The organism is Streptomyces sp. NBC_00273, from assembly GCF_036178145.1.
Classification (GTDB): domain Bacteria; phylum Actinomycetota; class Actinomycetes; order Streptomycetales; family Streptomycetaceae; genus Streptomyces.
Genome location: NZ_CP108067.1, coordinates 728,758 through 750,233 on the forward strand (window position 1 = coordinate 728,758; position 21,476 = coordinate 750,233).

Here is a 21,476-nt window from a genome sequence, read left to right on the forward strand (position 1 = left end):
GTACGACCGGTGCTGCGAGGCCCCTTCGATTCATGTGGCGGCCACCGGTGCACCGTCGCCGGGAGGCCGGCCCGCGTCCATCCGCACAAGACCGGCCCGCAGCCCGACCGGACCTCGGCCAGACGTGCCCGCGCCTGCCGACGCCACGCCGTCTCCGGCTCCTCGCTCGCGGTGGCGGTGGCGGTGGCGGGCTCCAGATGCGGGCCGCCGGGACCATGCCACTCAGTCTCCTGGCAATGGCCATGTTTGGGCGTACCGGTCTCGAGGCGACATGCCATGGAGGTTGGGCTCCGCTGCGCCCCGGTCAGCAGCGCTACAGCCCAGCGGCTCACGCGGCGGCACCGCGCCCGGCCAGCTGCATCCTCTCCCGGAACTGCCGCTTGGGCGGCCGAGACCATCGCTCAGGCTCGGCGAGCACTCATCGCCTCCGGAGGGCGGCCAGGACCGGCTCGGTCCGCCGCCGCTCCGCGGACGGCAACCGTGCGGGCACATCGACGGCTTGGCCGGAGGCGCGGGCGCCGTACCGCTCTGCTCACGATGCCGAGATGGCACGCCAGCGCGTCACGCTGTACGGCACGGGCATCGAGCCGCTGGCCAACTCCTGAGTCCCCTATCCGCCCCGGCCCGTCGACATCGACGGGGTCGTGCTGCCCGCCCGTCAACCGATCGTCATCTCCATGACCGCGTGCAGCAACGACCCCGCGCTCGGCGGGACGGGCGGCTCCGGAAACCGGGCCCACCTGTCGTGGAGCACCGGCCCGCACGCCTGCCCCGCACCCCGGCCCCGCACCCCGGCCCCGTACGCTCGCACGCCTCTCGCATCGCCGAGACGACCGTCACCCACCTGCTCGATGCACTGTCCGAGATGGGCCTCGCCTGCCCGCCCGATGCCCTAGCGTGGCGCCCGGGCCCGTTCCACCGCGCCCTGGCCCACCTTCCGGTCCTCTTCCCCGCCCCCATCGCAGCCTGAAGGAGTCATGATGGCACCGCAGTCCACCGCTCCGATCGTCCTCGACCCCACCGGCGCCGACCACCACGGCGAGCACGAGCAACTGCGCGGCCACGGATCCGCTGTCCGCGTCGACGTCCTCGGCGTGTCCGCCTGGTCCGTCACTGACCCGGCCCTGCTGAAGAACCTGCTGACCAGCCCCGACGTGTCCAAGGACGCCCGTGCCCACTGGCCGGCGTTCGGCGAGGTCATACAGACATGGCCGCTTGCCCTGTGGGTCGGCGTGAGCAACATGTTCACCGCGTACGGCTCCGACCACCGGCGGCTGCGCCGGATGATCGCCCCGGCCTTCTCCGCACGCCGCATCGCCGGCCTCACCGGCGTCGTCGAGACCGTCGTCACGGCCATCCTCGACGGCCTCGACGCCCTGCCCGCAGGGAAGACCGCCGAGCTGCGCGAACACCTCGCCTACCCGCTCCCGATCGCCGTCATCGGCCACCTCATGGGCGTGCCCGCAGACCAGCGCACCGTCTTCCGCACCCTCGTCGACGGCGTCTTCGACACCACGTTGAACTCGGACGAACAGGCCGCCAACACCGCCCGCCTCTACGACGCCCTGGACGGGCTCATCGCCGCCAAGCGCGCCGAGCCCGGCGACGACATGACCTCGCTCCTCATCGCCGCCCGCGATGACGACGGGGAGGGGGGCGGGGACGGGCGCGGCCTGTCCGACGCGGAACTCCGCGACACCCTCCTGTTGATGATCAGCGCCGGATACGAGACCACCGCCAACGTCATCGACCAGGCCATCAGCCTGCTGCTGACCCACCCCGAGCAACTCGGCCGCATCCGCGCCGGCCACGCCGACTGGAACGACGTCGTCGAGGAGACCCTGCGCCTGGAGCCCGCCGTCAAGCACCTCCCGATGCGCTTCGCCGTCACCGACATCGCGTTGCCCGACGGACAGACCATCGCCCGGGGAGAGGCGATCCTCGCCTCGTACGGCGCCGCCAACCGCCATCCGGACTGGCACGGCGAGACCGCCGACACCTTCGACATCAACCGCGTCAGCAAGGACCACCTGGCGTTCGGGCACGGTGTCCACTTCTGCCTCGGTGCGCCGCTCGCCCGCCTGGAGGTCGCCGTGAGCCTGCGGCTGCTCTTCGGCCGCTTCCCGCACCTCGAACTCGCGGTCCCCGCCGATCAGCTCCGGCCGCTGGGCTCACTGATCAGCAACGGCCACCAGGTCCTACCCGTCCGACTCCGGCCGGCCACGGCCCGGACGACACCTGCCGATCAGGAATCCTGATGGCCAACAGCACCGCGATCACCCCCGAGCCGGCACCCTCCGGATCCATCTGGAGCCGTGCCACCCTTCTCGAGACGCAGACGTCTGGCACCAACCGGTCGCCCGACGGGCGGGGCGGGGGTGGAGTCGCGGTCAGGGGGTCAGACGAGCGAGAACGTAGGGCGCGGGCTTCGGTGGCCTCTCGTCCTGGCCTCCAGCCGGGTGGTGAGCCGCTTCTCTTCTCCACGGCTACTGCGTGGAGGAGGCACCTCATACAGTTGACGGTCAAGTTGGCCTTGGTCAGCCTGCTGCAAAGGCGGCCAGCAGGGTGTCCGCTCGAACTTCCAGTTCGGGCGTCAGAGCCCCCTTCACAGCCAGCCTGACCTCATCGCCGCCGATCGCGCGTGCCAGCCGAATCTCGACCTGTCGATGCTCGCCGACCAAGGGGTACGAGTACCAGCCGTCGGCTCGCTCGTCGTCGGTCGCCTCGAGCGCCAGTGCCACCGCCTCCCAGTCCGTGGCATCGAAGCAGTAGCCCACGTAGTGCGCCAGCAACTCCAGGAACGACCGCAGGTTGCGTTCCCAGATCCATCCACCGACCTCTGCCATGGCTCCCCCTCAGTGCGCAGGAGGACAGCCTGTCATGAGCCGACACCTCAGTGATCAGCCAGCTGCGGCGGGAGGAGGGAAGTCGGTGGACACGTCGAAGGTCACCCGGTTCTGGAGGCACTGGTGGAGCTGTCCAAGCATGCGGTTGAACGGGTCACAGGGCTTGGGCATGCCAGTCTCCGGCCTCGCGCCTGCGCCTGTAGCGGGCGTTGGCGCCAGGTGGGTGGCTGAGCGTGGCCAAGGCTCGCGGGCAGCCGGCGTAGTTGAGCCGGTTGTTCTTCACGAACCGGCGGCCGACGCGGTGGCGAAGCGGATGCGGTCGTCACCGATCTCGACCAGGAGTCCGGCGCCGGCTCCGGGCCCGACGCCGGGAAAGCTCAGCATGATCGGGGCAGCGGGATGGGTGCGGAAGCGGTCCTGCCCCGCCTGGTCACCAAACCCGGCAGACGTCCTGCTGCTGGACGAACCCCGGCCGTGGCGGACCAGGATGCGGTGCACGGTCGAGGCGTACAGGCCCAGGACCGGTCCGATGCGGGCCGGCCCGAGTTCGCGGCCGGTCCGTAGGCGGGATACCTCGGCCTCGACCGTTGCGGATGTGCGAGGCGGGGCGCGGGGTGGGGTGCGGACGGGGCGGCTGGACCGGTCGTGCCGTCCCGCGTCGCCCTCGGTCCGAAACCGGCGGACCCGCTCGTGGGCAGTGGGAAACGGTATGCCCATCTCCGCCGCCACGTGAGAGACCGGCCGGCCGACCAGCCAGGGCACGTCCGACCAGGATGCGCCTGCCGGAACGGTCAGCCGGGCACTACACCCGCGGTTCCATCTGCGATCTGCACTTCACGCCGACCGAGCCCGCCCAGAAGGAGCTCAAGCCTGGAGGCCACTGCTCGGTCCAGGAACTCGAACGCGACATCCGAGCCCGGCTCGCCCGACTGGAACGAGCACCCACGGCGCTCCGTCTGGACGAAGACAACTGACGGGATCCTCGACGAAGTCGTCGCCGCCGCCTACTGCCACCGAACCTCTGACTCAGGTCACTAGTACGGGAGGTAGTAGCTGAGTACGTCGGCAGTGAGTGGCGGGAAGAGCACCTGGAACAGCTCCTCGTCCGCGGAGTAGACGTCGGGGCGGATCCGGGTCAGCCCCTCGATTCCGTGCGGGCCGAACAGCAGGGCGGCCAGATGGTCGGGCGCCACACCGGCGCCTTTCACGGCTCCCGGCGACTGTATCGGTCCGCCGGTGACGACCTCGCCGAGCCCGTTGGCGAGAACCGGAATCCGGTAGTGGGCGCCGAAGGTCGAGATGACGATGTCTCGGCCGGTGCGGTCGATCCCGGCCGCGGTGAGGCGCTGCCAGAGCAGCGGACGCAGCCTGTCGAGCAGTGCCGCGGCATCCGGGATGCGGATGTAGTACTGCTCTGCGTTCCCGCGCGGTTCGTGGTCGATGAACTCCTGCCACGCGTTGCCCGTCACGGTGCCTGCCCGATGGACGATCCGTAGTGGGTCGTCGCCGGATGCCAGAGCGGCGACGCCGCTCAGGAGGTCGCGTGCCGCCGCCTCGTCGCGTGCCGCGGCCTCGGCCAGGAGCATCTCCTCACCGGGAGGCGTGGTGCGCGCGGTGGCAATGACCGTGTCAGCTTGCTCGAGAACCCAGAGGTTGCTCGACTCGTGGTCCAGGAGCCATCGCCAGCACGCCTCCGAGTGCGGCATGGTCACATCGAACCCGCTCTGGGCCGAGGCTTGCAGGGCAGCCATGGAGGGGATGTCGGAGGGCCGGGCGGCACGGAGCGTGGCCGTTCCATCGCCGGGCGGCACGGCGTTCACGTTAAGCACCTGCGGTATGTCGATGGCGTACTCATAGCCGAACAGCCGGTAGAAGTACGGGATGCCGATCATCGCCTGGACGAGGTGGCCACGGGCAGCAGAGCGCTCGTGAGCCCAGTGCATGAGCGCCCTTACGAGCCCGCGCCCCTCGTATTCGCTCTCGGTGGCGACCAGTTCCACCTGGCCGGCGGGCAGGCGGACGCCTCCGATGCACACCTCCTCGTCGAGGAGCGTCGCGGTGGACACGACCCGTTCGCCATCGACGACCACGGCACAGGCGGACAAGCCCGCGTCGGGGTCGGTGACCACCAGCCGGTGGTCGATCGCGTCGTCCGGCTCACCGCGCTCGGACAGGAGCGCGCCGATCTGGTCAAGATCCGAGGGCCTCGCCTCTCGCAGGGCGAGGCCGTCGGGCAACGAAACAGGTACGGAATAACCGCTGGTCATGGTCACAGCCAGACTGTGGCATCGCCCAGCCATCCCGGCCAACCGGTTTTCGCGGCTCTCTGTCAGCGCCGCCGTGCACGGGGTGGTCAACCACGCCGGCTCACGTCTGCTCGCGGATCCGGCCGACGCCACCACGCTGAGCAGCGCTTTCAGTAGCGCTCTGCACCGACTGCGGTCGCCCCGACCGCCTGGCGAGTACTGGCCGACATCGACACCGTAGCCCTGAACGCACTGCGGGCAGCCAGGGCCGGGACCCGCAAGGTCACGCCTGGGGGAAACCGGTCGAGCCGAGCCGAACAGACTCACACCCGCCCGTGTACTGCGAAGGTTCAGGAACCTGTGCACGAACACCGGCTCCCCAGCCGGTGAACCAAAACCATCCCGGGCTAGGGCAACCGCCAGGGTCAAAGAACCGCTGCCCGGCCGCCCCGTCTCGACGCGGGACGCGTTGTCGCCACCGGCCAGGCATATAACCGTCGCACCCATCACAGAGTCGGCACCAAGCCCCGCAGAGCAGGCTGACAAACCACGTGCGGGTCAGCACACTGGGCGCATGCGATATGAGGAAAGGACGAAGTTGACCGTCGTGAGGGCCCTGGTCCCGGTGGCCATCCTCATCTCCTCACCGGTACTTCTGCTCGCTGGGACACCGATCCTCCACAAATACCTCCGCTACGTCTACCGGGATGAGGCCCCACAGATCCTGGACAAAGAGGGGGGCCGGGTCAGCGTCCACTACTTCGTGATCACCAGCCGCCTCCTCGAATGGCCCTGCTGGCCCACAAAGTCACTTGCCCGGCTCACCGCACGCCGGAGTCACGAGCCCAGTTGAGGGTCTGTTCCCGATCTCGGACCCAGTGAGAGGCGGGGCTCACCTGGTGTTTGAGGTGCGGGCATGGCCGTCCCCGCGACATCGCGATCCAGCGTTCCAACTCACCTTTGACAGTGCGGTCTTCGGCCTCATCACGGAGTGCCATGCCGAGGATGAGGACGGCGAGTACGACACCTGACAGACGAGCGGTCAGCTGAGTCGGGAGGTCAGGGGCTTTGTCACCAAAGTGACGGCTGCCCCGGTGATGAGGGTTACGCCGTGCTGGACGAGTCACTCGTAGTGTCGCGGGCGTGGTGGCGTCCGTGCATGAGCCATCCCCGTGTGCGTACGGCGCCCCATCTGCGGGACAGGACGAGAACCCAGAGGCGCTCTCGGGCCGACTGACGGTCTTGATCGTAAGCCGAAGGTTCTCGCCCGGTGTCACGGGTGGGAGGACGGGAGGACAAAAGGGCAGGTGGGCAGGAGGGCGGGCTCTCCGCTTGTTCTGTGGCGTCGGGTAGCCGAGTGTCCCAGTGGCCTTCGAGTGCTCCGGGCGGACGACGCAACGCTCACCCGTACAGCGCAGCGACGGGCCGGCACCCTGTGGGCGGGATGTCGGCCGCCTGGCGGGCTTGTCGGTGCTCCATGGGCGATGTGTCGGTGGCCGATGGAACCGTCGGTATCGAGTTGCCGACGGAACGGTCGCAGCCGCCCTCACCCGCAAGGGAGCCCCCGTGGCCATGTCGTCCGACTTCTCCACCCCGCCTTGGAATGTCCAACGGCTGCCGCGTGCCGATGGCAGCGTCTTCCTGGTCACCGGCGGCAACGCCGGCATCGGGTACTTCGCCGCGGAGCAGCTGTCGGCAACCGGAGCCACCGTCGTACTCGGCAGCCGGAATCCCGCCAGGGCCGAAGCCGCCACGGACTCGATCCGTGCACGCGTCCCCGGCGCACGGGTGCGGACCGTACGGCTGGACCTCGCCGACCTTTCGTCGCTCGAAACAACGGTGGAATCAGTAGGGGTGGAACGCCTCGACGCGGTAGTGCACAACGCCGGAGTCGCGCTCGACGACCCGCCGCGCAGGGAGACCGAGGACGGCCACGAGCTCATGTTCGGCACGAACCACCTCGGGCACTTCGCCTTGACCCGGTGGCTGATGCCGCTGCTGTTGGCTGCGCCGGCGGCCCGCGTCGTGACCACGGGCAGCTTCGCGGCGAAGTCCGAGCGGCTCGACCTGGACGACCTGCAGTCCCTGAAGGCCTACCAGCCCAAGCGCTCCTACGGACGCTCCAAATTGGCGCAGATGTACTTCGGCGTCGAACTCGACCGACGGCTGCGCGCTGCCGGCAGCACGGTGACGAGCGTGGTGGTCCATCCCGGCGGCGCGCTGGACTCGCTCACCCCGTCACGGCCGCCGGTTCATGTGCGAACCACCGGCGCCCGGCTGAGGGCGGCACCTGCGGCCGTCCTCGTGCAAGGCAAGCATGCCGGCGCGTGGCCCGCGGTCCGGGCGGTGCTCGACCCGGCTGTGCGTGGAGGCCAGCTGTGGGGACCGCGCGTCTTCGGCCTGCGGGGTGAGCCGCGACGCGAACGGGTGTGGGACCACCTTGCCGACTCCTCCTTCGCGGCGCGGCTATGGGACACGAGCTGCGACCTGACCGGTGTAGACCCCACTGCCATCTCTGGATAGCCGGGCCCAGGCGAGCCGCCCCACCGAGCACGGCCGGGTACGGCCGGGTACGGCCGGGTACGGCCGGGTACGGCCGGGTACGGCCGGGTACGGCCGGGTACGGCCGGGTACGGCCACCGCAGCTCCGTCGCCGAGGACCGTCCAGAGGTATCACCACGCGTACGACGATCAGCACCGCCCTCGAAACCGATCGCCCGGACCGAAACCGCCTCTCGGCGGGGCACACGGACGCACGTCGTGACCTGCGGCGACACCAATCGTTCCGGCATGTGGCCCGATTCCTACCGGATGGCCTGAAGGGGCTATTGTCCCCCGGTCACGGACGGCAACCGGCTCGTCCGTTCAACCCAGGGGAACCAACATGACTACTCTGAACTCGCTGCGGGCAAGCCTTGCGTCAGGTGAGCACGAGTTCGCCGACACCTTGGCCTTCATCACCGCGCACTACGAGTACGAGCCGCAGGCGTTCCGCAACGGGGAACTGGAGAATGCCGCAGGTGAGAACGAGGGCTCCTGCAAGACGCTGGGACTGGCCCTGTTGGAAGGGCTGAGCGACCAAGAGGCGCTGCTTGCATTCGGTGAGCACTATCGCAGTGTGCTGGCGACGCCGAACGACACTGACCACGGCAACATTCGCAACCTCATGGCCCATGGCCTGGAAGGGGTGAGCTTCGCCGGGCAACCGTTGGCCCGAAAGAGCTGAACCGCGAAGTCCGGGCGAGCACCAACGGTCACGACCACCAACCCGCCTTGAAGGCCTCGCCTCGTGCTCCGGTCGCCGGCAGCACTGCCTACAACGGCAGCGCCGGTTCGGGCCGGGGCTTGCCGAGGCCGGCGCCGCGCACGGCCAGCACGTGCTCGCAGCGCCCTGCCCGCGGGGTGAAGGCGGCGTCGGTGCACGTCTTCATGGAGCTGAAGAACCGCTTCCCGTCGTGTGACTGAGGGGTGGTTCCCCAGGTGGAGGTCTCGTAGGCGCGCATCGCCCACAGTGTCATGTGGGCTGCGTAGCCTTGCCTTCCCGGAGGTCGGTGACGCGGATCTTGGCGATGAGCCCCTACTCGCAGAAGGAGCAAGTCGCCCAGGTCAGCTGTGCGATGAACCAGAGCGGAGAAAGGCCTCGCACTGACCGACTCCCGAGCGGTAGCCGACCGGACCGGCATCGGCATGACCCAGTGAGAACCTGGCGCACCGTGAGCCGGGTGACCTGACGGGGGCGCCGGTCGGAGGAGCGCCCTTGAGGGACCGGCACGACGCGGAAGTCCACCCCATGACCGAATCCAGCGCCGCGCCCGGGAACGCACACGATGCCCTGTCGGCAGGGCGCGGCTGGCTGCGGGACGCCCTCGCCCCGGCGGCGACCGGCGGCGTCGATGCCTGGACCGGCCCGCCCCGGGAGCCCTCCCCGCCAGCCTGCGCGAGCGCGCGGCCGAACTGGGCGGCCGTGTCCCCCGGCCGTCGCCGGCCCCCGCCCCGACGACGAGCGGATGTTCCTGGAGAAGGCCGCCGCGCTGCGCGCCGAGGCCGACCTGCTGGAGCAGAACGTGAAGGTTGCAGCCGCAGTGGCCGACGGGCCCGAGGCGCTGCAGAAGCGGATCGATCGGGCCGTCGCCTTCATCGGCACCCGCCTGGGCGAGAACGACGCCGTCCCCGGTTCCGCCGCTCCCTCGGCTGAGCCCTGGGCTACGCCGAAGCCTGCCCAGACCATGGCCAACTCAACGGCGTTGTAGAGCAGTTGCCCTGCATCTGCTCCGAGGCCGAGGCACGGCAAGCACCCCGGCTACTTCAAGGAGGCGGACACTTCGACACGGAGCCGCCCAAGGGGTTAGGCGCGCGGCGAACGCGCCCGTGATCCCGTCCTCCGTCGCCAGCAGCCGGCGGCCCGCCGGTACAGCGGTCACCAACGGGCGCAGCGCCACCATCGCGGCCGCCTGGACCGGTACGAGCCACAGGAACCGTGAGCGTCTCGCGTCCGTGCCGCTTCGCGTAGTCATGGCACCCTGCCGCACTAGTCCCCAAACCTGACCAGAACCTTTGGGGCTGGAGGCTAGTGAACGAACACTGCCACGGCTGTCACAGCCGCAATGGGTGTGATCACCACCAGCCATCCGCTCGGGCGAACGCCGTCGCCCGCGAAGGCCGCGACGAGCAGCAACAGGGCCACGGGGATGAACAGGAACATCCCGACGGCGGCGCCGATCACGGCCCAGGCCAGCAAACCCATCCCGACCACGAGGCAAGCGCCGGCAAACACCTTCGGCCGATGGACTGCCGCGCGCGTTGATGGGGGTCGCGATCTGCCGCCGACTCCGAGCCCCTTCCCCCGACAGAGCCTCCCGCCGCCGAGGCGGGCAGCGCGGCGGTTGCCGGGCTCGCGGCCGTGGAGCGGTGAGCGCCCTGGCGGTGGAGGCCGCCTGCGCGCGCCGCGCCTGCCCCGTGCCGTACTGGTCCAAGAGAGGGGAATAGGGATTTCCAGATGGGAAGGGGTCGACGCTGGTGAGCGCCGTCCTTTCCATGACCGCTTCACGGGTTGTGGCGCCAACTGCTTGTGGACACCGGCCCGTGAATGCCACTAATGCGGGACCATTCGCGCCCGCGTGCGGCAGTGTCCCCCGTGCGCCCCGTGGAGGCATCGTTCCGCGACGCCTTGACTCCCGCGCCCGGTTTGAGGGGCACAGCCACGCCCCGCCCGCGCCGCCGGGCCCGCCGTTCGACAAGGCCGCCTGACCGGGCGCAGCAACGGTGGTGGAGGTGGGCCGGGAACGAGCCGCGACCTGGGAGACCAAACAGCCGGTACGCGGGCGCGGGCGGCACCGACGGCGGTGTTGCCGGAGAGCGGAAGGTCGCCCCCTCCTATAACCCCTAACGAAATGGGATGGCGGATGTGCCCCGGCCAGGGCGAGGATCTCTCGGTACTCGCCGATGAAGGAGCAGCTGTGAACGACATTGTTCCGAGAGAGCTCATCTCTCTCGCAGATGACGAGGGGAACAGCGTCACCGTCAACGTTCTGGGGCGTGATCCCAGGTGGTCCGCCGGGCTGGAAGCCGAGATCGTGGTCGAGACGCCTTTCGTGTCCGGCCGTGTTGACTTGGCGCTGTACACCTTGCGACTGGAGAGCTGGGCGGATGCGCTGAACCGGCTCGATGCTGGCGAGGATGTCGCCTGGATGGAGATGAGCCGTGGCCCGTCGATCTTCATCCAACTCACCGGCGAGCGTGATTGCCCCGAGGTGATCGTGGAGGACGAGTCGGGGTCCATGGTCACCGTTCGAGTGCCGCTCGTGCCGCCGGACGGGTGGATTGCTGACCACAAGGAGCGCCTGCAGCAGGTGATGAAGTACTGGGTTCCGCTGTTGTCAGTCTAGAGAGACAAGCCTCCGCCAGCAGATGAGCGCGCATCCAAGGGTAAGGGAGGCTTCATGGACGTCGTCGCGAATCTCCCAGCGGATCCGCAGGCGACGGAACCAGTGCAGGTGGGCGAATGCGCGCTCCACGACCCAGCGGCGGGTGCCGAACCCGGAACCGTGCTCGGTCCCGCGGCGGGCGATCACCGGTTTCACCCCAAGCTCCCACACGAGACGGTGGTACTTGTCGTGGTCGTACCCGCGGTCCCCGAGCACGACGTCCGGGCGACGCCGGGGCCGGCCGCGCCGCGTTTGCCCCGCACTGACGGAACGGCTTCGAGCAGCGGAACGATCTGGGTCACGTCATTGCGGTTGCCGCCGGTCAAGGTCACAGCGAGCGGGATGCCGGTGGCCTCGGTGATCAAGTGGTGCTTGCTGCCCGTTCTAGCCCGGTCAACAGGCCTTCGTCCGGTCTTGGAGCCCGCTTTGACGCCCGGATGTGAGAGCCGTCGACGGCTGCCCAGGAGAAGTCCAGCGCGTTCACGCTGCGGAGCTCGGCGAGGAGGACCGCGTGCAGCCTGGGCCGCACACCGGCCTCCGTCCACTCGGCCAGGCGGCGCCAACGCGTCATGCCCGAGCCGAAGCCGAGTTCCTGCGGCAGGTGTTCCCAGGCAATTGCGGTATGCAGCACGAACAGGACGCCCTGGAACACCAGCCGGTCAGTATGCCGCTTGCGCCCCGGATGACTGCTTTCCGAGAGGACCAAGCGGACGCCGGCCCGGCGGCGTCAGCTGTCGCCGGTCCACACCTCGGGGCCGCCACCCTCCCACCGGACCGGCCCGTCCTCGGACAGATCCACATCCTCCAGCCCGACCCGCCGCAGGAACTCCGACACATCCGCGGGCGTGAACGCCCGGCCGAGGTCCGCGTCCACGCCGAGCGCGTGGACGGTGACCTTGCGCCCGCCCTGCGGCGACACGGGATGGATCACGATCTCCGTCTGGTCCGCCATACATCCACAGTGCGGCGGGCCGGCCCACACGGCATCCGGAGTCCACCCCCGTCGCGGCGTTCGCGGGTCGCGAGGGCACAACAGACCTTGACGTCCCCTCAGAACTTTTGGAGGGACAGCGTTTGAAGGAAGGCAGCCGGGACAGACGCGTGGACCCCGGCGCCGGCGCTCAGACCGCCGCCCCCGGGCAACGGACCCGACGGCAGCGACCCGCATGATCAACATCGATGAGTTCGGCGGTCACAGGCCGCGACCACGACTACCTGCCAGTGCCCGCCAGGTGGCCCAGGGCAGGTGGTCAGCGCAACGGACCCGCCTCCAGGGTGCTGCTCCATCGCGGGTGCGGCACTCCCGTGCTCCGGCACTGGGCCACCGGGGCGATACCCCGTAATCGTGCCGCCTGCACCCGCATCCTCCCCGGGGCCGGCGTACGTAATCCCGTCCTCAACCCGGGCGAGGCGGTGCCGCGCAGTCGGGCGGGCCTGACCACCGACACCCTCAGCGGCCCGTCCGGGACGGGCCACGAGCGGCTCGATCACCGCAAACGGTGTGCCGAACCGGGCCCGCGTCTGCGGTACCGGGGACCAGCGGGACGCGGGATAATCAGGTACATGACCATGTCCCCCTCCCGCAACGCGGCGCAGTCGGCAGCCAAGGTGCTCGACGCCCGGTACACGAGCCGGCTTCCCGCTTCACCGGAGAAGCTCGCAGGTCTGCGGCATGAAGTGGTCGAGCTGCCCCTGCACGTGGCCCGGCCCGGGCTGCGAGCCTACGAACTCGACCCGCCCCGCCTGCGCATGGGCCTGTACCGGACCATCCTGGCCGAGGGGCAACACGAGGACCTTGTGACCCTGCGGAACTGCGACCTCCCCTTGGCCGAGTGGCCCGTTCTGCGCACTCCGGTCAGCAGACACGTGCAACAGGTCCGGGAGGAAGCCTTCCCCGACCTCGCGGGCGCGGGGTCTGTCGCCGCGTGAAACTGAGCGACCTGCACCGCCGGCTCCTGGCCGCTGTCATCGACATCGGTACGCCGTATCCCCTCGTGATCGCTGGCGGATACGTGATCCAGGCCCACGGACTCGTCGAGCGTTTCCATCAGGACCTCGACGTCGCCACGGCGAACCCGGCACCCATGTCGGCCGACGTCGCCGCTGCCGCCTTCTCCGTTGAATTCCCGGTGCCCGCATGGGGTGTCGGCGTCAGCAGGGTCCGGGAGTTCGTCGCGGACTACCGTGCCTACCGGCAGCTCCATCCACTGTGGCGGGACATGACCCAGGCGTTCCCGGAGAGGGTGTTCCTCCCGACCGACCCCCGGCAGGCTCGTTGGTCAATGCGCACTCTGCCTCGTCTCGTCGGCCGCCAAGTGGCCGAGATCCGCGACGGGCAGCTGGCGCGCCGGCAGTACTACAACGGCAAAGCGGCAGAGACCGCGCACTCGCTCGGCGAGGGACCGGGGCTCACCAGAGACGACCTGGAGGCAGTGATCGAACCATCCCAGCTCGCCGCCGCCCTCCGTACTCGCGCTACCGGAGCCGGATCCGGCACCGGCACCGACCAGGGGATTCCACAGCCGCTACTCCCCCACGACCCAGCGGCCGGCGCCATCATGTGCGAAGCCGACTGGCTCACCCGCGTGGCGGAGGCGTACGGCACGTCACAGGTGGCGGCCGCGCCCCTCTCGGACACTCGGCTCGCCGACGACGCGGTGATCGCGTGACCATCCCCATCTTCGACGACGCTCTGATGACCGACCCGCATGGCCGATACGCGCAGCTGCGCGGCGCCGGGCCGATCCACGAGACGACGACGCCCGACGGGGAAGCCGTCTGGGTCATCACCAGCTATGCCGAAGCCCGCGCAGCTCTGGCCGACCCTCGGCTGTCCCTCAACAAAGCGAACGCTCGTACCCGCAACTCCTACCAGTCCTCCATGCCGCCGGAGCTCGACGCCCACCTGCTCAACATGGATCCACCCGACCACACACGTCTGCGGCGACTGGTGTCCAAGGCATTCACCCCCCGCCGCATGGCCGACCTTCGCCCGCGCATCGAAACCCTGGCCGACGAACTCCTCGACGCGGCCCCGGCAGGCCCGAACATCGACCTGATGGACGTACTCGCGAACCCGCTCCCGATGAACGTCATCTGCGAGCTGCTCGGCATTCCGGCCGACACACGGCGCGACTTCCGTGAGTGGACCAACACCCTGCTCTCGCCCGCCCCAGGAGCCGCCACGGACTCTCGGACGGCCATGCGCAGCATGTACCGCTACCTCGTCGAGATCATCCATGCCAAGCGGGAGGAGCCCACGGACGACCTTCTCTCCGCCATGATCCAAGCGCGCGACGAACACGACAGCCTGACCGAGTCCGAGCTCGTCTCCATCACTTTCCTCATCCTCTTCGCCGGCTACGACAACGCCGTCCACCTCATCGGCAACACCATCACGGCCCTGCTTCTCCACCCCGAGCAGCTCGATGCCGTCCGCCATGGCACGCTCGCGATCCGCGACGTCATCGAAGAGACGCTACGCGCGAATCCGCCGTTCCCCTTGGGCGTCCGCCGGTTCGCGCTCGAGGACCTCACCATCGCCGGGACTGTCGTCCCGGCAGGCGGGCGAATCTGGATTTCCATCATCTCTGCCAACAGCGACGAGGCCCAGTTCCCGTCCCCCCGCACATTCGACCCGACGCGTACGCCCACCCACCTGGCCTTCGGACACGGCATTCACTACTGCCTCGGCGCCCCGCTAGCCCGCCTTGAAGCAGAAATCGCCGTTGAGACCCTGCTGCGGCGTAGCCCCGAGCTCAGGATGACAGTGGCCTGCGAGGACGTTCAATGGTGGCCCTCGTTTCACAAGCGCGGGCTCCGGTCCCTCCCCGTATCGAGGTGACCCTGCCGCCGCTGCATGCTCCGTGAGCAGCAGGCCCCTGAGGCACTGGCCCCGCCTCGCGCGGAGGGGTCGCCCAAGGCCGGCTGACTGCTGCCGGTGCCTGCCCGCCTGTCTGCCTGTCTGCCTGCCTGTCTGTCTGCCTCGACCGGCTCAAGTGCTCCAGTAGGCTGCGCTGGTCATGGACACGCCCGCCACACCCGAACTGCCCCAGCACGAAGCGATCGCTTGTGGTCCGCCGATCCGGCAGCTCTTCCGAAACGTCATCGCCGACCGCTTGCCGAACGGCATGCCCCTCCAAGCAGCGATGCTGTTCGACTCAGAGACCGATCCCGCCTGGGACGACCGGACCTTCCTCTCCGAGTTCTACAACGAGATCCTCCACCAGGACACCTGTCAGCCCTCCACCGCCGACGGCCTCGCCCTCCTCGCGGCCCTGGCCGTCGACGACCGGATTCCCGCCCGCCACCGGTTCCAAGCCGTCCACCTGCTGTTCAGCGCCGCCACCGTCGCTGAGCGCCACCTCGCCGAGACCTGGCCGGCCACCCCGCAACATGCCGATCCCGACAGCGAGGCCCGGGCCTGCAACGCAGTCCAGTTGCACACCCCGAATCTACTGGCCCGCTGGCAAGGCGAATGCCCCGCAGTTCGGCTTGCACTCGCCGGCCTCGCCGTCGTCTTCCCCACGGACCGCACCCTGCCCGCCCTGACAGCGCGCCTGAACAGCGTCATGAACCAGCACCCCCAGGGCACCGACATCGGTGACTACGTGCGGTTCGTCCTCGTGCTGGCCGCCCAAGACGACAGCCAGACCCTCGCGGTGACCGAGAACCTCACCGAGGCCTACTGGACGGGCACAGCGCGCGGAGTGCCGGCACGGGCACGAGCGCTTCACCTCCTCGGCCAAATGCTGACCAAGGTCGGAGCTGGACTCACCCGGCCACGCGCCGGGCAGTGACGCCCGGCGAGCGCTGCCATTTTCCGGGTTCTGGCACAGGTTCTGCGGTTTGGCCACGTCGAGTGGCTACGGGGCCAGCGGGAGGGATCTGGGAGGTTGCCCGAACATGACTGTCCGTTCAGATGGTTGGACCGACAGTTCGATGCGGTGGAGACCTTCTTCACAGCGCAGCGTTGCAGCTCAACTCCTACCGCGTAGTCCAGATGAGCAGGCCGTTTGTACGCCCGGCCATGTGGTTCGCGTAGTCGTCGCCGCCTTCGCCATGGTGTCGTTTCAAGATCAAAAGGATGACCGGGAGGCCCCCGTTGCGGGGGCGGGCTGGCTGCCTGTGGAGGCTCGGCCCAACCGGACGGGTCAGCCCCGGATGCAGGAGTGACGCCAGGCACGTCCGCCACGATGAGCCAGCCGTCCTCCCCGTCAATCGATGGGTTCGAGGCCCAGGGGCCTGTGCTGTCTGTGGAGGCAGGGCAGTATCCCCACTCGGTGCAGATCGTGGACGCCCTGCTCAGACCCGACGCACCCCAGTCCCCGGCACCGCAGGGCCTGACGCACATCCAGCTCCTCCTGAAGGTCACCGGCGCTCCAGGGCGCCCCATCAAAAAGCCCCGCACCCCCAGGCTTACGAGGGTGGTCCAGTACGACGGCTGCAAGGCGGCCCAGAGGACCGAGACCAAGATCAGCTGCAGCAGCATGGCCGACGGGGGTGAGTACTTCACCGCGGAGCAGATGCGCGCCCAGGACTACAGCACCGGCGTATACAAGCAGATCGGCGACGTGAAGGCTGACACTCCGTACTGGATCGGCGCCTGGCAGCCGGTACCGGAGAAGGCCGGCCTGTCTTGGGGCCCAGCTGTGCCAGGGAGTGCGCAACGGGGCCCCGGGCGCCCGCATTCCGCTCGGGGCCGTACGCCATGACGGCGCGGCGAGCCCTGCAGCCGAGTGAACCGGAGTCGGTCGGGCTGCGACACCCCAGGGCACCCCGCGGAGACGAGCACGTAGCCGTGTACCCGCCTGAGCACATTCGGGTGTACGCCGACACCCTCCACGTCACGGCGGCCGTTGGCGCGTCCGCTGGTTCGATTGTGAGGGCCGAGTTGGTCGGGAGTCGGTCAGGGATGCCGACGGGCGGCAGTGGCGGCCGGGGTGCGGATTCCGATGAAATGACCGAAGTCTCGTATCTGCTCGTCAGCAACATCGCCCTGGGGAATCACCGTGCACCAGCACCGCCGTCCCGCCCACTCCTTACGTGCGGAAGCGGCTTTCCGTGCCCGCCTTGCCGAAGCCGGCGCGCAGCTCCTCGAACCGGCCTGGCTCGGCAACTCCACCCCTCACCGTGTCCGCTGCCCAGCCGGTCACCTGTGTACCCCACGCCCGTCCAACATCCAGCAGGGTCAGGGCCTGTGCCGAACCTGCGCGCGCAAGGACCCGGCCGCCTCGTCGGCCGCCTTCCTGGAACGCCTATCGAACGCCGGCGCGGTCCTCCTCGAGCCCGGCTGGCTCGGTGTCCACGCCCCGCACCTCATTCGCTGCGCCACGGGACACGTCAGCCTCCGACGGCCGTCGGCCCTGCGACGCAGCGGGCGGGTCTGCCGACTGTGCCCCGAAAGCTGACTCCGCACGCCCGGGAATCGACCCATCTGTCGGCTTTGGGGGCAGTGGGAGTCGGTGAACTGACAGACGCGGATCTCTACCCCGGCCGAAGAAGCACGTGGCCTAGAGACGGCATGGCACGGGATCGGTGTTCAGGGCGTGCAGGATCCGGACCGGGCGCTGGGTGACTCCGGGTTCCTCCGCAGCCGCGCGGGGCGTCTTGAGCTGCATCTTCTGCATCTTCTGCAACTGCGCCGGACTGATCGCCCTCCACCGGGCCCGAGCCGCAGCCCGGCAAGCCGGGGCCTCCTGCGAAAGCAGGCCGCCTGATCATTAACAACAAGTGCACGCCCGTCACTTGTAGAGTTACTCCCATGCAACTGGATTTGAACCTGCTCACTGCCCTGGACGCCCTGCTGGAAGAGGGCAGCGTCGGCGGCGCCGCAGCCCGACTCCACGTCACCGCGCCGGCGATGAGCCGCTCCCTGGGCCGTATCCGCAAGGCCACCGGTGACCAGATCCTCGTCCGCACCGGCCGCAGCATGGTCCCCACCACCCGCGCGCTGGCCATGCGCGCCCAGGTCCACGCCCTCGTGCAGCAGGCCCACCAACTCCTTTCCGCGCAGCAGGAACTCGACCTGGCGGCTCTGGAGCGGGTGTTCACCGTGCGCTGGCACGACGCCCTGACCGCCGCTTGCGGCACCGCCCTGTTCACCGCCGTCCATCGTCAGGCCCCAGGCGTCCAACTACGCCTGTCCCCCGAACCAGGCACGGACACCCCCGAGTTGCGCCGCGGCGAGGTCGACCTCGAATCGAGCTCAAGTCCGCCGACGCTCCCCGACATCCGCCACCGCCTCATCGGCAGGGACCGCTTGGTCGTCGCCGTCCGACCCGGCCACCCCCTCGCCGACGGCCCGCCGAGCCTCGAGCGCTACGCGGCCGCCGGACACCTCACCGTCTCGCGGCGCGGACGCCTGCTCGACCAGATCGACGACGCCCTGACCACACGGGGCCTCGAACGACGCGTCGTCGCCGCCGGACCCACCACCGCGTTCGCACTGCAACTCGCCCTCGACACCGACCTGGTCGTCACCCTCCCCGACGCGGTCACCCGCGCGGCCCGGGACCAACTCGGCCTGGTCACACTGCAGCCGCCGCTCCCGCTGCCCGACGTCCCCCTGTACCTGCTGTGGCACCAGCGCTACGACGACGACCGCGCCCACGCCTGGCTGCGAGACGTTGCCACCGAAACCGTCCAGGCGCTATTCGCACCTCCGCCCACCTCTCAACAGCCCCTCACCCACCGGAAGTGACGGGCACGCCCGTGGGAAGGCCTGCCGCAGCTGACTCCAGAACTCGGCGACCAGACTTCTGAGTGCCACCCCGGGGGTCCCGCACGATCCGCATGTTCCGCACGCGGTCATCGGAATCACCTCCTCGCCCGTTTCCCGCACTCGCTCCGGGCCGGACAGGATCGCTGGGCGACGTCCCGCATCACGCCGGTACCCCTGGCGGTGGATCACCGTACGCGGCCACCCGGGTCGCGGCAGCCGAGACGCCCTGGGCCCTCCGTTGGCCCGACCGATCAGGCGCTCGCGGGGAGGGGTTGGCGGTGGTGAACCGGGGCTCAAGGCGTTGGGAGCCGCGTACGAAGGGTCGGTAGGAGGTGCTGCTCGCCGACGGCAGCGAGCCCGGCCCGGTCCGCATCGACGTGGTCAGCGGTCCGAGCATGCCGCCGTCGCGCAAGTGGCACGCCTACGACGGCCGGAGACCACGCTGGTGGCCTACCTGTTCGGCCTCGCCCCTGACGGCTCCGCCCGCATCATCACGCACGAGCCCTGCACCCTCACCGGCCCCACGGCCGGCCGGCCTGTCGAGGTGTCCTGGGGCCCCTAACTCGCCCCTGGCCACCCTGCACCCGAGCTCCACCGCCGGCACCGAGGTGCCCGGACTCGCTGCGGCCGGTAGTCGGGGAGCACGCAGGCGTTGCCCGGGGCTCGGCGGGTTGTTCAAGCGCCGTGCTGGGCGAGGAAGGTCGTGATGAGCTTCTGCCATTCCTCGGGGCGTTCCACCATGGGCAGGTGGCCGGTGCGGATCTCCACGAGCTGGGCGCCGGGGATGGTGTCGGCGAGTTGGCGGTGCAGGCGGGTGGAGGTGAACCGGTCCTGGGTGGTGGAGATGACCAGGGTGGGTGCCTTGATGTGCGGCAGGTCGTCGCGGACGTCGGCCCGGGGGGCCAGCTCGGCGTGCTCGGGGGTGCCGGCGGCGACGCTGGCGGCGGTGAACCCGATCGCCTGCTGGAGCTGCTCGGCCGGCATCGCCTCCAGTGCGTCGGCGCCCAGGGCCATCATCGTCAGGTACTCGGCCAGCACTTCGCGCTCGCCCGATTCGGCCAGCTTGCGCCAGATCGGCAGGGCGAGAGCGAGGTGGTTGTCCCGGTAGGGGAAGGTCGCGGTCAGCACGAGGGCGGTGACGCGCTCGGGGTGGCGGGCGGCCGCGCGGATGGCGACGGGGCCGCCGAGGGAGTAGCCGGACAGTGCGAAGGTGTCCAGGCCTTCGGTGACGGCGGCGGCGACGAGCTGGTCGGCCAGGTCGTCCAGCGACAACGGCGTGGTGGAGCGGGGGGGTGTCCCCGCTGCCGGGGTAGTCGACGCCGACGACGGTGTGGCGGGCGGCCAAGCCCTCCAGGATCGGTCCGTAGGTGCCGGCCACGCTGCTGCCGGCACCGTGGGCGAGCGCGAGACCGGGGCCGGAGCCGAGAACGGTTCGGGCGAAGGTGGACTCAGGCAGGGTGCGTATGGACATGGGCATTCCAATCTGCGGATGTGGGGATCGGGTCGTACGGTGCTCGGGCCGCCGGCGAAGCGGCTCCGGTGGCGGCGGCAGGGCCCGGCCGTCGGGGTTGAGCGCGTAGGTGTCGGGGCCGGTCGGGAGCCGGTCGTGGGTCAAGCCGGGCATCGGGCGGTCCGCGCTGCCGGTCGGCGAGGGTTGTGGTGCTGATGCGGGCTACGGCGGTGCGCCGTTCGGCGAAGCGAATGGATCGGCCCGGGGATCACCGACGGCGGCCCTGGCGCCGCGCCCCGGGCCGCGCCCCGCGCCGCGGGCCTCGCTCCGGGGCCGCCTCGCCCGCGCGAACAGCACGAGGCGGCCGCGTCGGGGTTCAGGGCAGCAGGACGGCCTTGCCCCGGTTGCGGTGGGCTTCCAGGTCGGCGTGCGCAGCGGCGGCCTGCTCGAGCGGGTAGGTCCGCCAGATGGGCAGGGTGAGCATGCCGTTGGCGGCCAGCTCGACCAGCTGCGGAAGGGCATCCTCGGCCTGATCGGTGCTGCCTGCGCTGAAGCGGACGCCGTGCTGCGCGGCGGCCATGTCGGCGATGGTGATGACGCGTGCGCTGTCGCCGGCCAGGGCGACGGAGTCGGCGAGGACACCGGCGCCGGAGGCGTCGAGGACGAAGTCGACTCCCTGGGGCGCCGCGGTCCTCACCCGCTCCACCCAGCCGTCGCCGTAGCGGACGGCGGTGGCTCCGAGGGCAGTGACCCGCTCGATGTCGTGCTCGCCAACCGTCGTGATGACGGTGATGCCGCGGGTGACGGCCAGCTGCGCCGCGATGACGCCCACGCTGCCGCCGGCACCGTGGACGAGCAGGGTCTGCCCCTTGCGCACGCCCAGCTGGGCGAGGACACGGAACGCGGTCCGGCCGACGGTCACCAGCGATGCTGCGACCTCCCAGGACAGTGCTGCGGGCTTGGCGACCGGCTGCTCCACCAGCGCGTACTCGCTGTAGCTGCCGCCCGCGGTGGCGCCGAGGACCTCGTCGCCCACGGCCGCGTCGGCCCCCTCGCCGACCGCGTCGACGACACCGGCTGCGTCCAGTCCGGGGACTACGGGAAAGTGCGCCGGGATGGCCCCGGCCATCAGGCCGGAGCGGATCTTCATGTCGAGTGGGTTCACGGAGGCGGCCCGCACTCGGATCCGGACCTGGCCCGGACCGGGCTCCGGCGCGGTGACCTCCGACAGTCGCAGCACCTCGGGCGTGCCGTACTCGGAGAAGGTGATCGCTTTGGACATCAGGA

At 69.9% G+C, this 21,476-nt stretch carries 21 protein-coding genes and 4 pseudogenes; 15 read left to right on the forward strand and 10 right to left on the reverse strand.

Annotated elements, in window-relative coordinates; genetic code table 11:
* Positions 1 to 745 precede the first annotated feature (745 nt).
* Both OG386_RS02805 and OG386_RS02810 read left to right on the forward strand, forming a co-directional pair.
* Positions 746 to 970, forward strand: coding sequence for a hypothetical protein (locus OG386_RS02805; protein WP_328786577.1), 225 nt, complete (start codon positions 746 to 748; stop codon positions 968 to 970).
* A 10-nt stretch (positions 971 to 980) separates the two neighbouring features.
* Positions 981 to 2,258 (forward strand): cytochrome P450 family protein, encoded by a 1,278-nt coding sequence (locus tag OG386_RS02810; protein ID WP_328793143.1) that lies wholly within the window; start codon positions 981 to 983, stop codon positions 2,256 to 2,258.
* A 279-nt stretch (positions 2,259 to 2,537) separates the two neighbouring features.
* Here OG386_RS02810 and OG386_RS02815 read toward each other — a convergent pair whose 3' ends face one another.
* The 3 genes and pseudogenes from OG386_RS02815 to OG386_RS02825 all read right to left on the reverse strand — a co-directional run.
* Positions 2,538 to 2,846 carry a hypothetical protein gene (locus OG386_RS02815; protein ID WP_328786578.1) on the reverse strand — a complete coding sequence of 103 codons (309 nt, stop codon included), beginning with the start codon at positions 2,844 to 2,846 and terminating at the stop codon, positions 2,538 to 2,540.
* Between the two features lie 54 nt (positions 2,847 to 2,900).
* Positions 2,901 to 3,275: pseudogene (locus OG386_RS02820) on the reverse strand (IS110 family transposase); the annotation flags it as partial.
* A 42-nt stretch (positions 3,276 to 3,317) separates the two neighbouring features.
* Positions 3,318 to 3,621 (reverse strand): annotated as a pseudogene (locus tag OG386_RS02825) (helix-turn-helix domain-containing protein); the annotation flags it as partial.
* On the opposite strand from OG386_RS02825, the gene OG386_RS02830 reads away from it, so the two are divergent.
* On the forward strand, positions 3,620 to 3,820 hold the full coding sequence (locus tag OG386_RS02830) for a hypothetical protein (RefSeq protein WP_328786579.1): 201 nt from the start codon (positions 3,620 to 3,622) through the stop codon (positions 3,818 to 3,820). The pseudogene OG386_RS02825 and the gene OG386_RS02830 overlap by 2 nt on opposite strands.
* A 60-nt stretch (positions 3,821 to 3,880) precedes the next feature.
* On the opposite strand, the gene OG386_RS02835 is transcribed toward OG386_RS02830, so the two are convergent.
* Positions 3,881 to 5,113 carry a GNAT family N-acetyltransferase gene (locus OG386_RS02835; protein WP_328793144.1) on the reverse strand — a complete coding sequence of 411 codons (1,233 nt, stop codon included), beginning with the start codon at positions 5,111 to 5,113 and terminating at the stop codon, positions 3,881 to 3,883.
* Positions 5,114 to 5,666: 553 nt separating this feature from the next.
* Between OG386_RS02835 and OG386_RS02845 the strand changes: the two genes are divergently transcribed.
* From OG386_RS02845 to OG386_RS02855, 3 genes are all read left to right on the forward strand, one after another.
* The gene (locus OG386_RS02845) at positions 5,667 to 5,945 is read left to right on the forward strand and encodes a hypothetical protein (protein ID WP_328786580.1); all 279 of its coding nucleotides are present in this window, start codon (positions 5,667 to 5,669) and stop codon (positions 5,943 to 5,945) included.
* A 719-nt stretch (positions 5,946 to 6,664) separates the two neighbouring features.
* Positions 6,665 to 7,615 (forward strand): SDR family NAD(P)-dependent oxidoreductase, encoded by a 951-nt coding sequence (locus OG386_RS02850; RefSeq protein WP_328793145.1) that lies wholly within the window; start codon positions 6,665 to 6,667, stop codon positions 7,613 to 7,615.
* 361 nt (positions 7,616 to 7,976) lie between these two features.
* Positions 7,977 to 8,318 (forward strand): HopJ type III effector protein, encoded by a 342-nt coding sequence (locus tag OG386_RS02855; protein WP_327387848.1) that lies wholly within the window; start codon positions 7,977 to 7,979, stop codon positions 8,316 to 8,318.
* An 88-nt stretch (positions 8,319 to 8,406) separates the two neighbouring features.
* On the opposite strand, the gene OG386_RS02860 is transcribed toward OG386_RS02855, so the two are convergent.
* Positions 8,407 to 8,610, reverse strand: a complete 204-nt coding sequence (locus tag OG386_RS02860) for a hypothetical protein (protein WP_328786581.1) — start codon at positions 8,608 to 8,610, stop codon at positions 8,407 to 8,409.
* Positions 8,611 to 9,099: 489 nt separating this feature from the next.
* Between OG386_RS02860 and OG386_RS02865 the strand changes: the two genes are divergently transcribed.
* Positions 9,100 to 9,342, forward strand: a complete 243-nt coding sequence (locus OG386_RS02865; RefSeq protein WP_328786582.1) for a hypothetical protein — start codon at positions 9,100 to 9,102, stop codon at positions 9,340 to 9,342.
* A gap of 317 nt (positions 9,343 to 9,659) precedes the next feature.
* Here the strand turns inward: OG386_RS02865 and OG386_RS02870 are convergent, their stop codons facing one another.
* Positions 9,660 to 9,836, reverse strand: coding sequence for a hypothetical protein (locus tag OG386_RS02870; RefSeq protein ID WP_328786583.1), 177 nt, complete (start codon positions 9,834 to 9,836; stop codon positions 9,660 to 9,662).
* A 712-nt stretch (positions 9,837 to 10,548) separates the two neighbouring features.
* On the opposite strand from OG386_RS02870, the gene OG386_RS02875 reads away from it, so the two are divergent.
* Positions 10,549 to 10,977, forward strand: coding sequence for a DUF5959 family protein (locus OG386_RS02875; RefSeq protein ID WP_328786584.1), 429 nt, complete (start codon positions 10,549 to 10,551; stop codon positions 10,975 to 10,977).
* Here OG386_RS02875 and OG386_RS02880 read toward each other — a convergent pair.
* Positions 10,969 to 11,701 (reverse strand): annotated as a pseudogene (locus OG386_RS02880) (IS5 family transposase); the annotation flags it as partial. The gene OG386_RS02875 and the pseudogene OG386_RS02880 overlap by 9 nt on opposite strands.
* A 42-nt stretch (positions 11,702 to 11,743) precedes the next feature.
* Entirely contained in the window at positions 11,744 to 11,968 is a 225-nt protein-coding gene (locus OG386_RS02885; protein WP_328786585.1) for a hypothetical protein, read from the reverse strand.
* Positions 11,969 to 12,579: 611 nt separating this feature from the next.
* Between OG386_RS02885 and OG386_RS02890 the strand changes: the two genes are divergently transcribed.
* From OG386_RS02890 to OG386_RS02920, 7 genes and pseudogenes are all read left to right on the forward strand, one after another.
* Positions 12,580 to 12,945, forward strand: a complete 366-nt coding sequence (locus OG386_RS02890; RefSeq protein ID WP_328786586.1) for a hypothetical protein — start codon at positions 12,580 to 12,582, stop codon at positions 12,943 to 12,945.
* Positions 12,942 to 13,604, forward strand: a pseudogene (locus OG386_RS02895) (DUF6545 domain-containing protein); the annotation flags it as partial. The gene OG386_RS02890 and the pseudogene OG386_RS02895, both read left to right, overlap by 4 nt.
* A gap of 77 nt (positions 13,605 to 13,681) precedes the next feature.
* Positions 13,682 to 14,860, forward strand: a complete 1,179-nt coding sequence (locus tag OG386_RS02900; RefSeq protein ID WP_328786587.1) for a cytochrome P450 family protein — start codon at positions 13,682 to 13,684, stop codon at positions 14,858 to 14,860.
* Positions 14,861 to 15,038: 178 nt separating this feature from the next.
* Positions 15,039 to 15,815, forward strand: coding sequence for a hypothetical protein (locus OG386_RS02905; protein ID WP_328786588.1), 777 nt, complete (start codon positions 15,039 to 15,041; stop codon positions 15,813 to 15,815).
* Between the two features lie 483 nt (positions 15,816 to 16,298).
* Positions 16,299 to 16,730 carry a hypothetical protein gene (locus OG386_RS02910; protein WP_328786589.1) on the forward strand — a complete coding sequence of 144 codons (432 nt, stop codon included), beginning with the start codon at positions 16,299 to 16,301 and terminating at the stop codon, positions 16,728 to 16,730.
* A gap of 1,049 nt (positions 16,731 to 17,779) precedes the next feature.
* Complete coding sequence (locus tag OG386_RS02915; protein ID WP_328786590.1) at positions 17,780 to 18,718, forward strand: LysR family transcriptional regulator; 939 nt, start codon at positions 17,780 to 17,782, stop codon at positions 18,716 to 18,718.
* A gap of 433 nt (positions 18,719 to 19,151) precedes the next feature.
* Positions 19,152 to 19,301, forward strand: a complete 150-nt coding sequence (locus tag OG386_RS02920; RefSeq protein ID WP_328786591.1) for a hypothetical protein — start codon at positions 19,152 to 19,154, stop codon at positions 19,299 to 19,301.
* 113 nt (positions 19,302 to 19,414) lie between these two features.
* Here OG386_RS02920 and OG386_RS02925 read toward each other — a convergent pair whose 3' ends face one another.
* Together OG386_RS02925 and OG386_RS02930 are read right to left on the reverse strand one after the other, a co-directional pair.
* A complete protein-coding gene (locus tag OG386_RS02925; protein ID WP_328786592.1) occupies positions 19,415 to 20,011 on the reverse strand; it encodes an alpha/beta fold hydrolase in 597 nt (198 codons plus the stop codon).
* Positions 20,012 to 20,565: 554 nt separating this feature from the next.
* Entirely contained in the window at positions 20,566 to 21,471 is a 906-nt protein-coding gene (locus OG386_RS02930) for an NADP-dependent oxidoreductase (RefSeq protein WP_328793146.1), read from the reverse strand.
* Between the last annotated feature and the right edge of the window lie 5 nt (positions 21,472 to 21,476).

Bases quoted from the DNA above. Each gene is read 5' to 3' on its own strand.
- OG386_RS02855 (WP_327387848.1), top strand. From the start codon at position 7,977: ATGACTACTCTGAACTCGCTGCGGGCAAGCCTTGCGTCAGGTGAGCAC.
- OG386_RS02830 (WP_328786579.1), top strand. From the start codon at position 3,620: ATGCGCCTGCCGGAACGGTCAGCCGGGCACTACACCCGCGGTTCCATC.
- OG386_RS02930 (WP_328793146.1), bottom strand. From the start codon at position 21,471: ATGTCCAAAGCGATCACCTTCTCCGAGTACGGCACGCCCGAGGTGCTG.
- OG386_RS02905 (WP_328786588.1), top strand. From the start codon at position 15,039: ATGGACACGCCCGCCACACCCGAACTGCCCCAGCACGAAGCGATCGCT.
- OG386_RS02885 (WP_328786585.1), bottom strand. From the start codon at position 11,968: ATGGCGGACCAGACGGAGATCGTGATCCATCCCGTGTCGCCGCAGGGC.
- OG386_RS02835 (WP_328793144.1), bottom strand. From the start codon at position 5,113: ATGACCAGCGGTTATTCCGTACCTGTTTCGTTGCCCGACGGCCTCGCC.
- OG386_RS02870 (WP_328786583.1), bottom strand. From the start codon at position 9,836: ATGGGTTTGCTGGCCTGGGCCGTGATCGGCGCCGCCGTCGGGATGTTC.
- OG386_RS02850 (WP_328793145.1), top strand. From the start codon at position 6,665: ATGTCGTCCGACTTCTCCACCCCGCCTTGGAATGTCCAACGGCTGCCG.
- OG386_RS02845 (WP_328786580.1), top strand. From the start codon at position 5,667: ATGCGATATGAGGAAAGGACGAAGTTGACCGTCGTGAGGGCCCTGGTC.
- OG386_RS02865 (WP_328786582.1), top strand. From the start codon at position 9,100: ATGTTCCTGGAGAAGGCCGCCGCGCTGCGCGCCGAGGCCGACCTGCTG.
- OG386_RS02810 (WP_328793143.1), top strand. From the start codon at position 981: ATGGCACCGCAGTCCACCGCTCCGATCGTCCTCGACCCCACCGGCGCC.
- OG386_RS02915 (WP_328786590.1), top strand. From the start codon at position 17,780: ATGCAACTGGATTTGAACCTGCTCACTGCCCTGGACGCCCTGCTGGAA.
- OG386_RS02890 (WP_328786586.1), top strand. From the start codon at position 12,580: ATGACCATGTCCCCCTCCCGCAACGCGGCGCAGTCGGCAGCCAAGGTG.
- OG386_RS02860 (WP_328786581.1), bottom strand. From the start codon at position 8,610: ATGACACTGTGGGCGATGCGCGCCTACGAGACCTCCACCTGGGGAACC.
- OG386_RS02815 (WP_328786578.1), bottom strand. From the start codon at position 2,846: ATGGCAGAGGTCGGTGGATGGATCTGGGAACGCAACCTGCGGTCGTTC.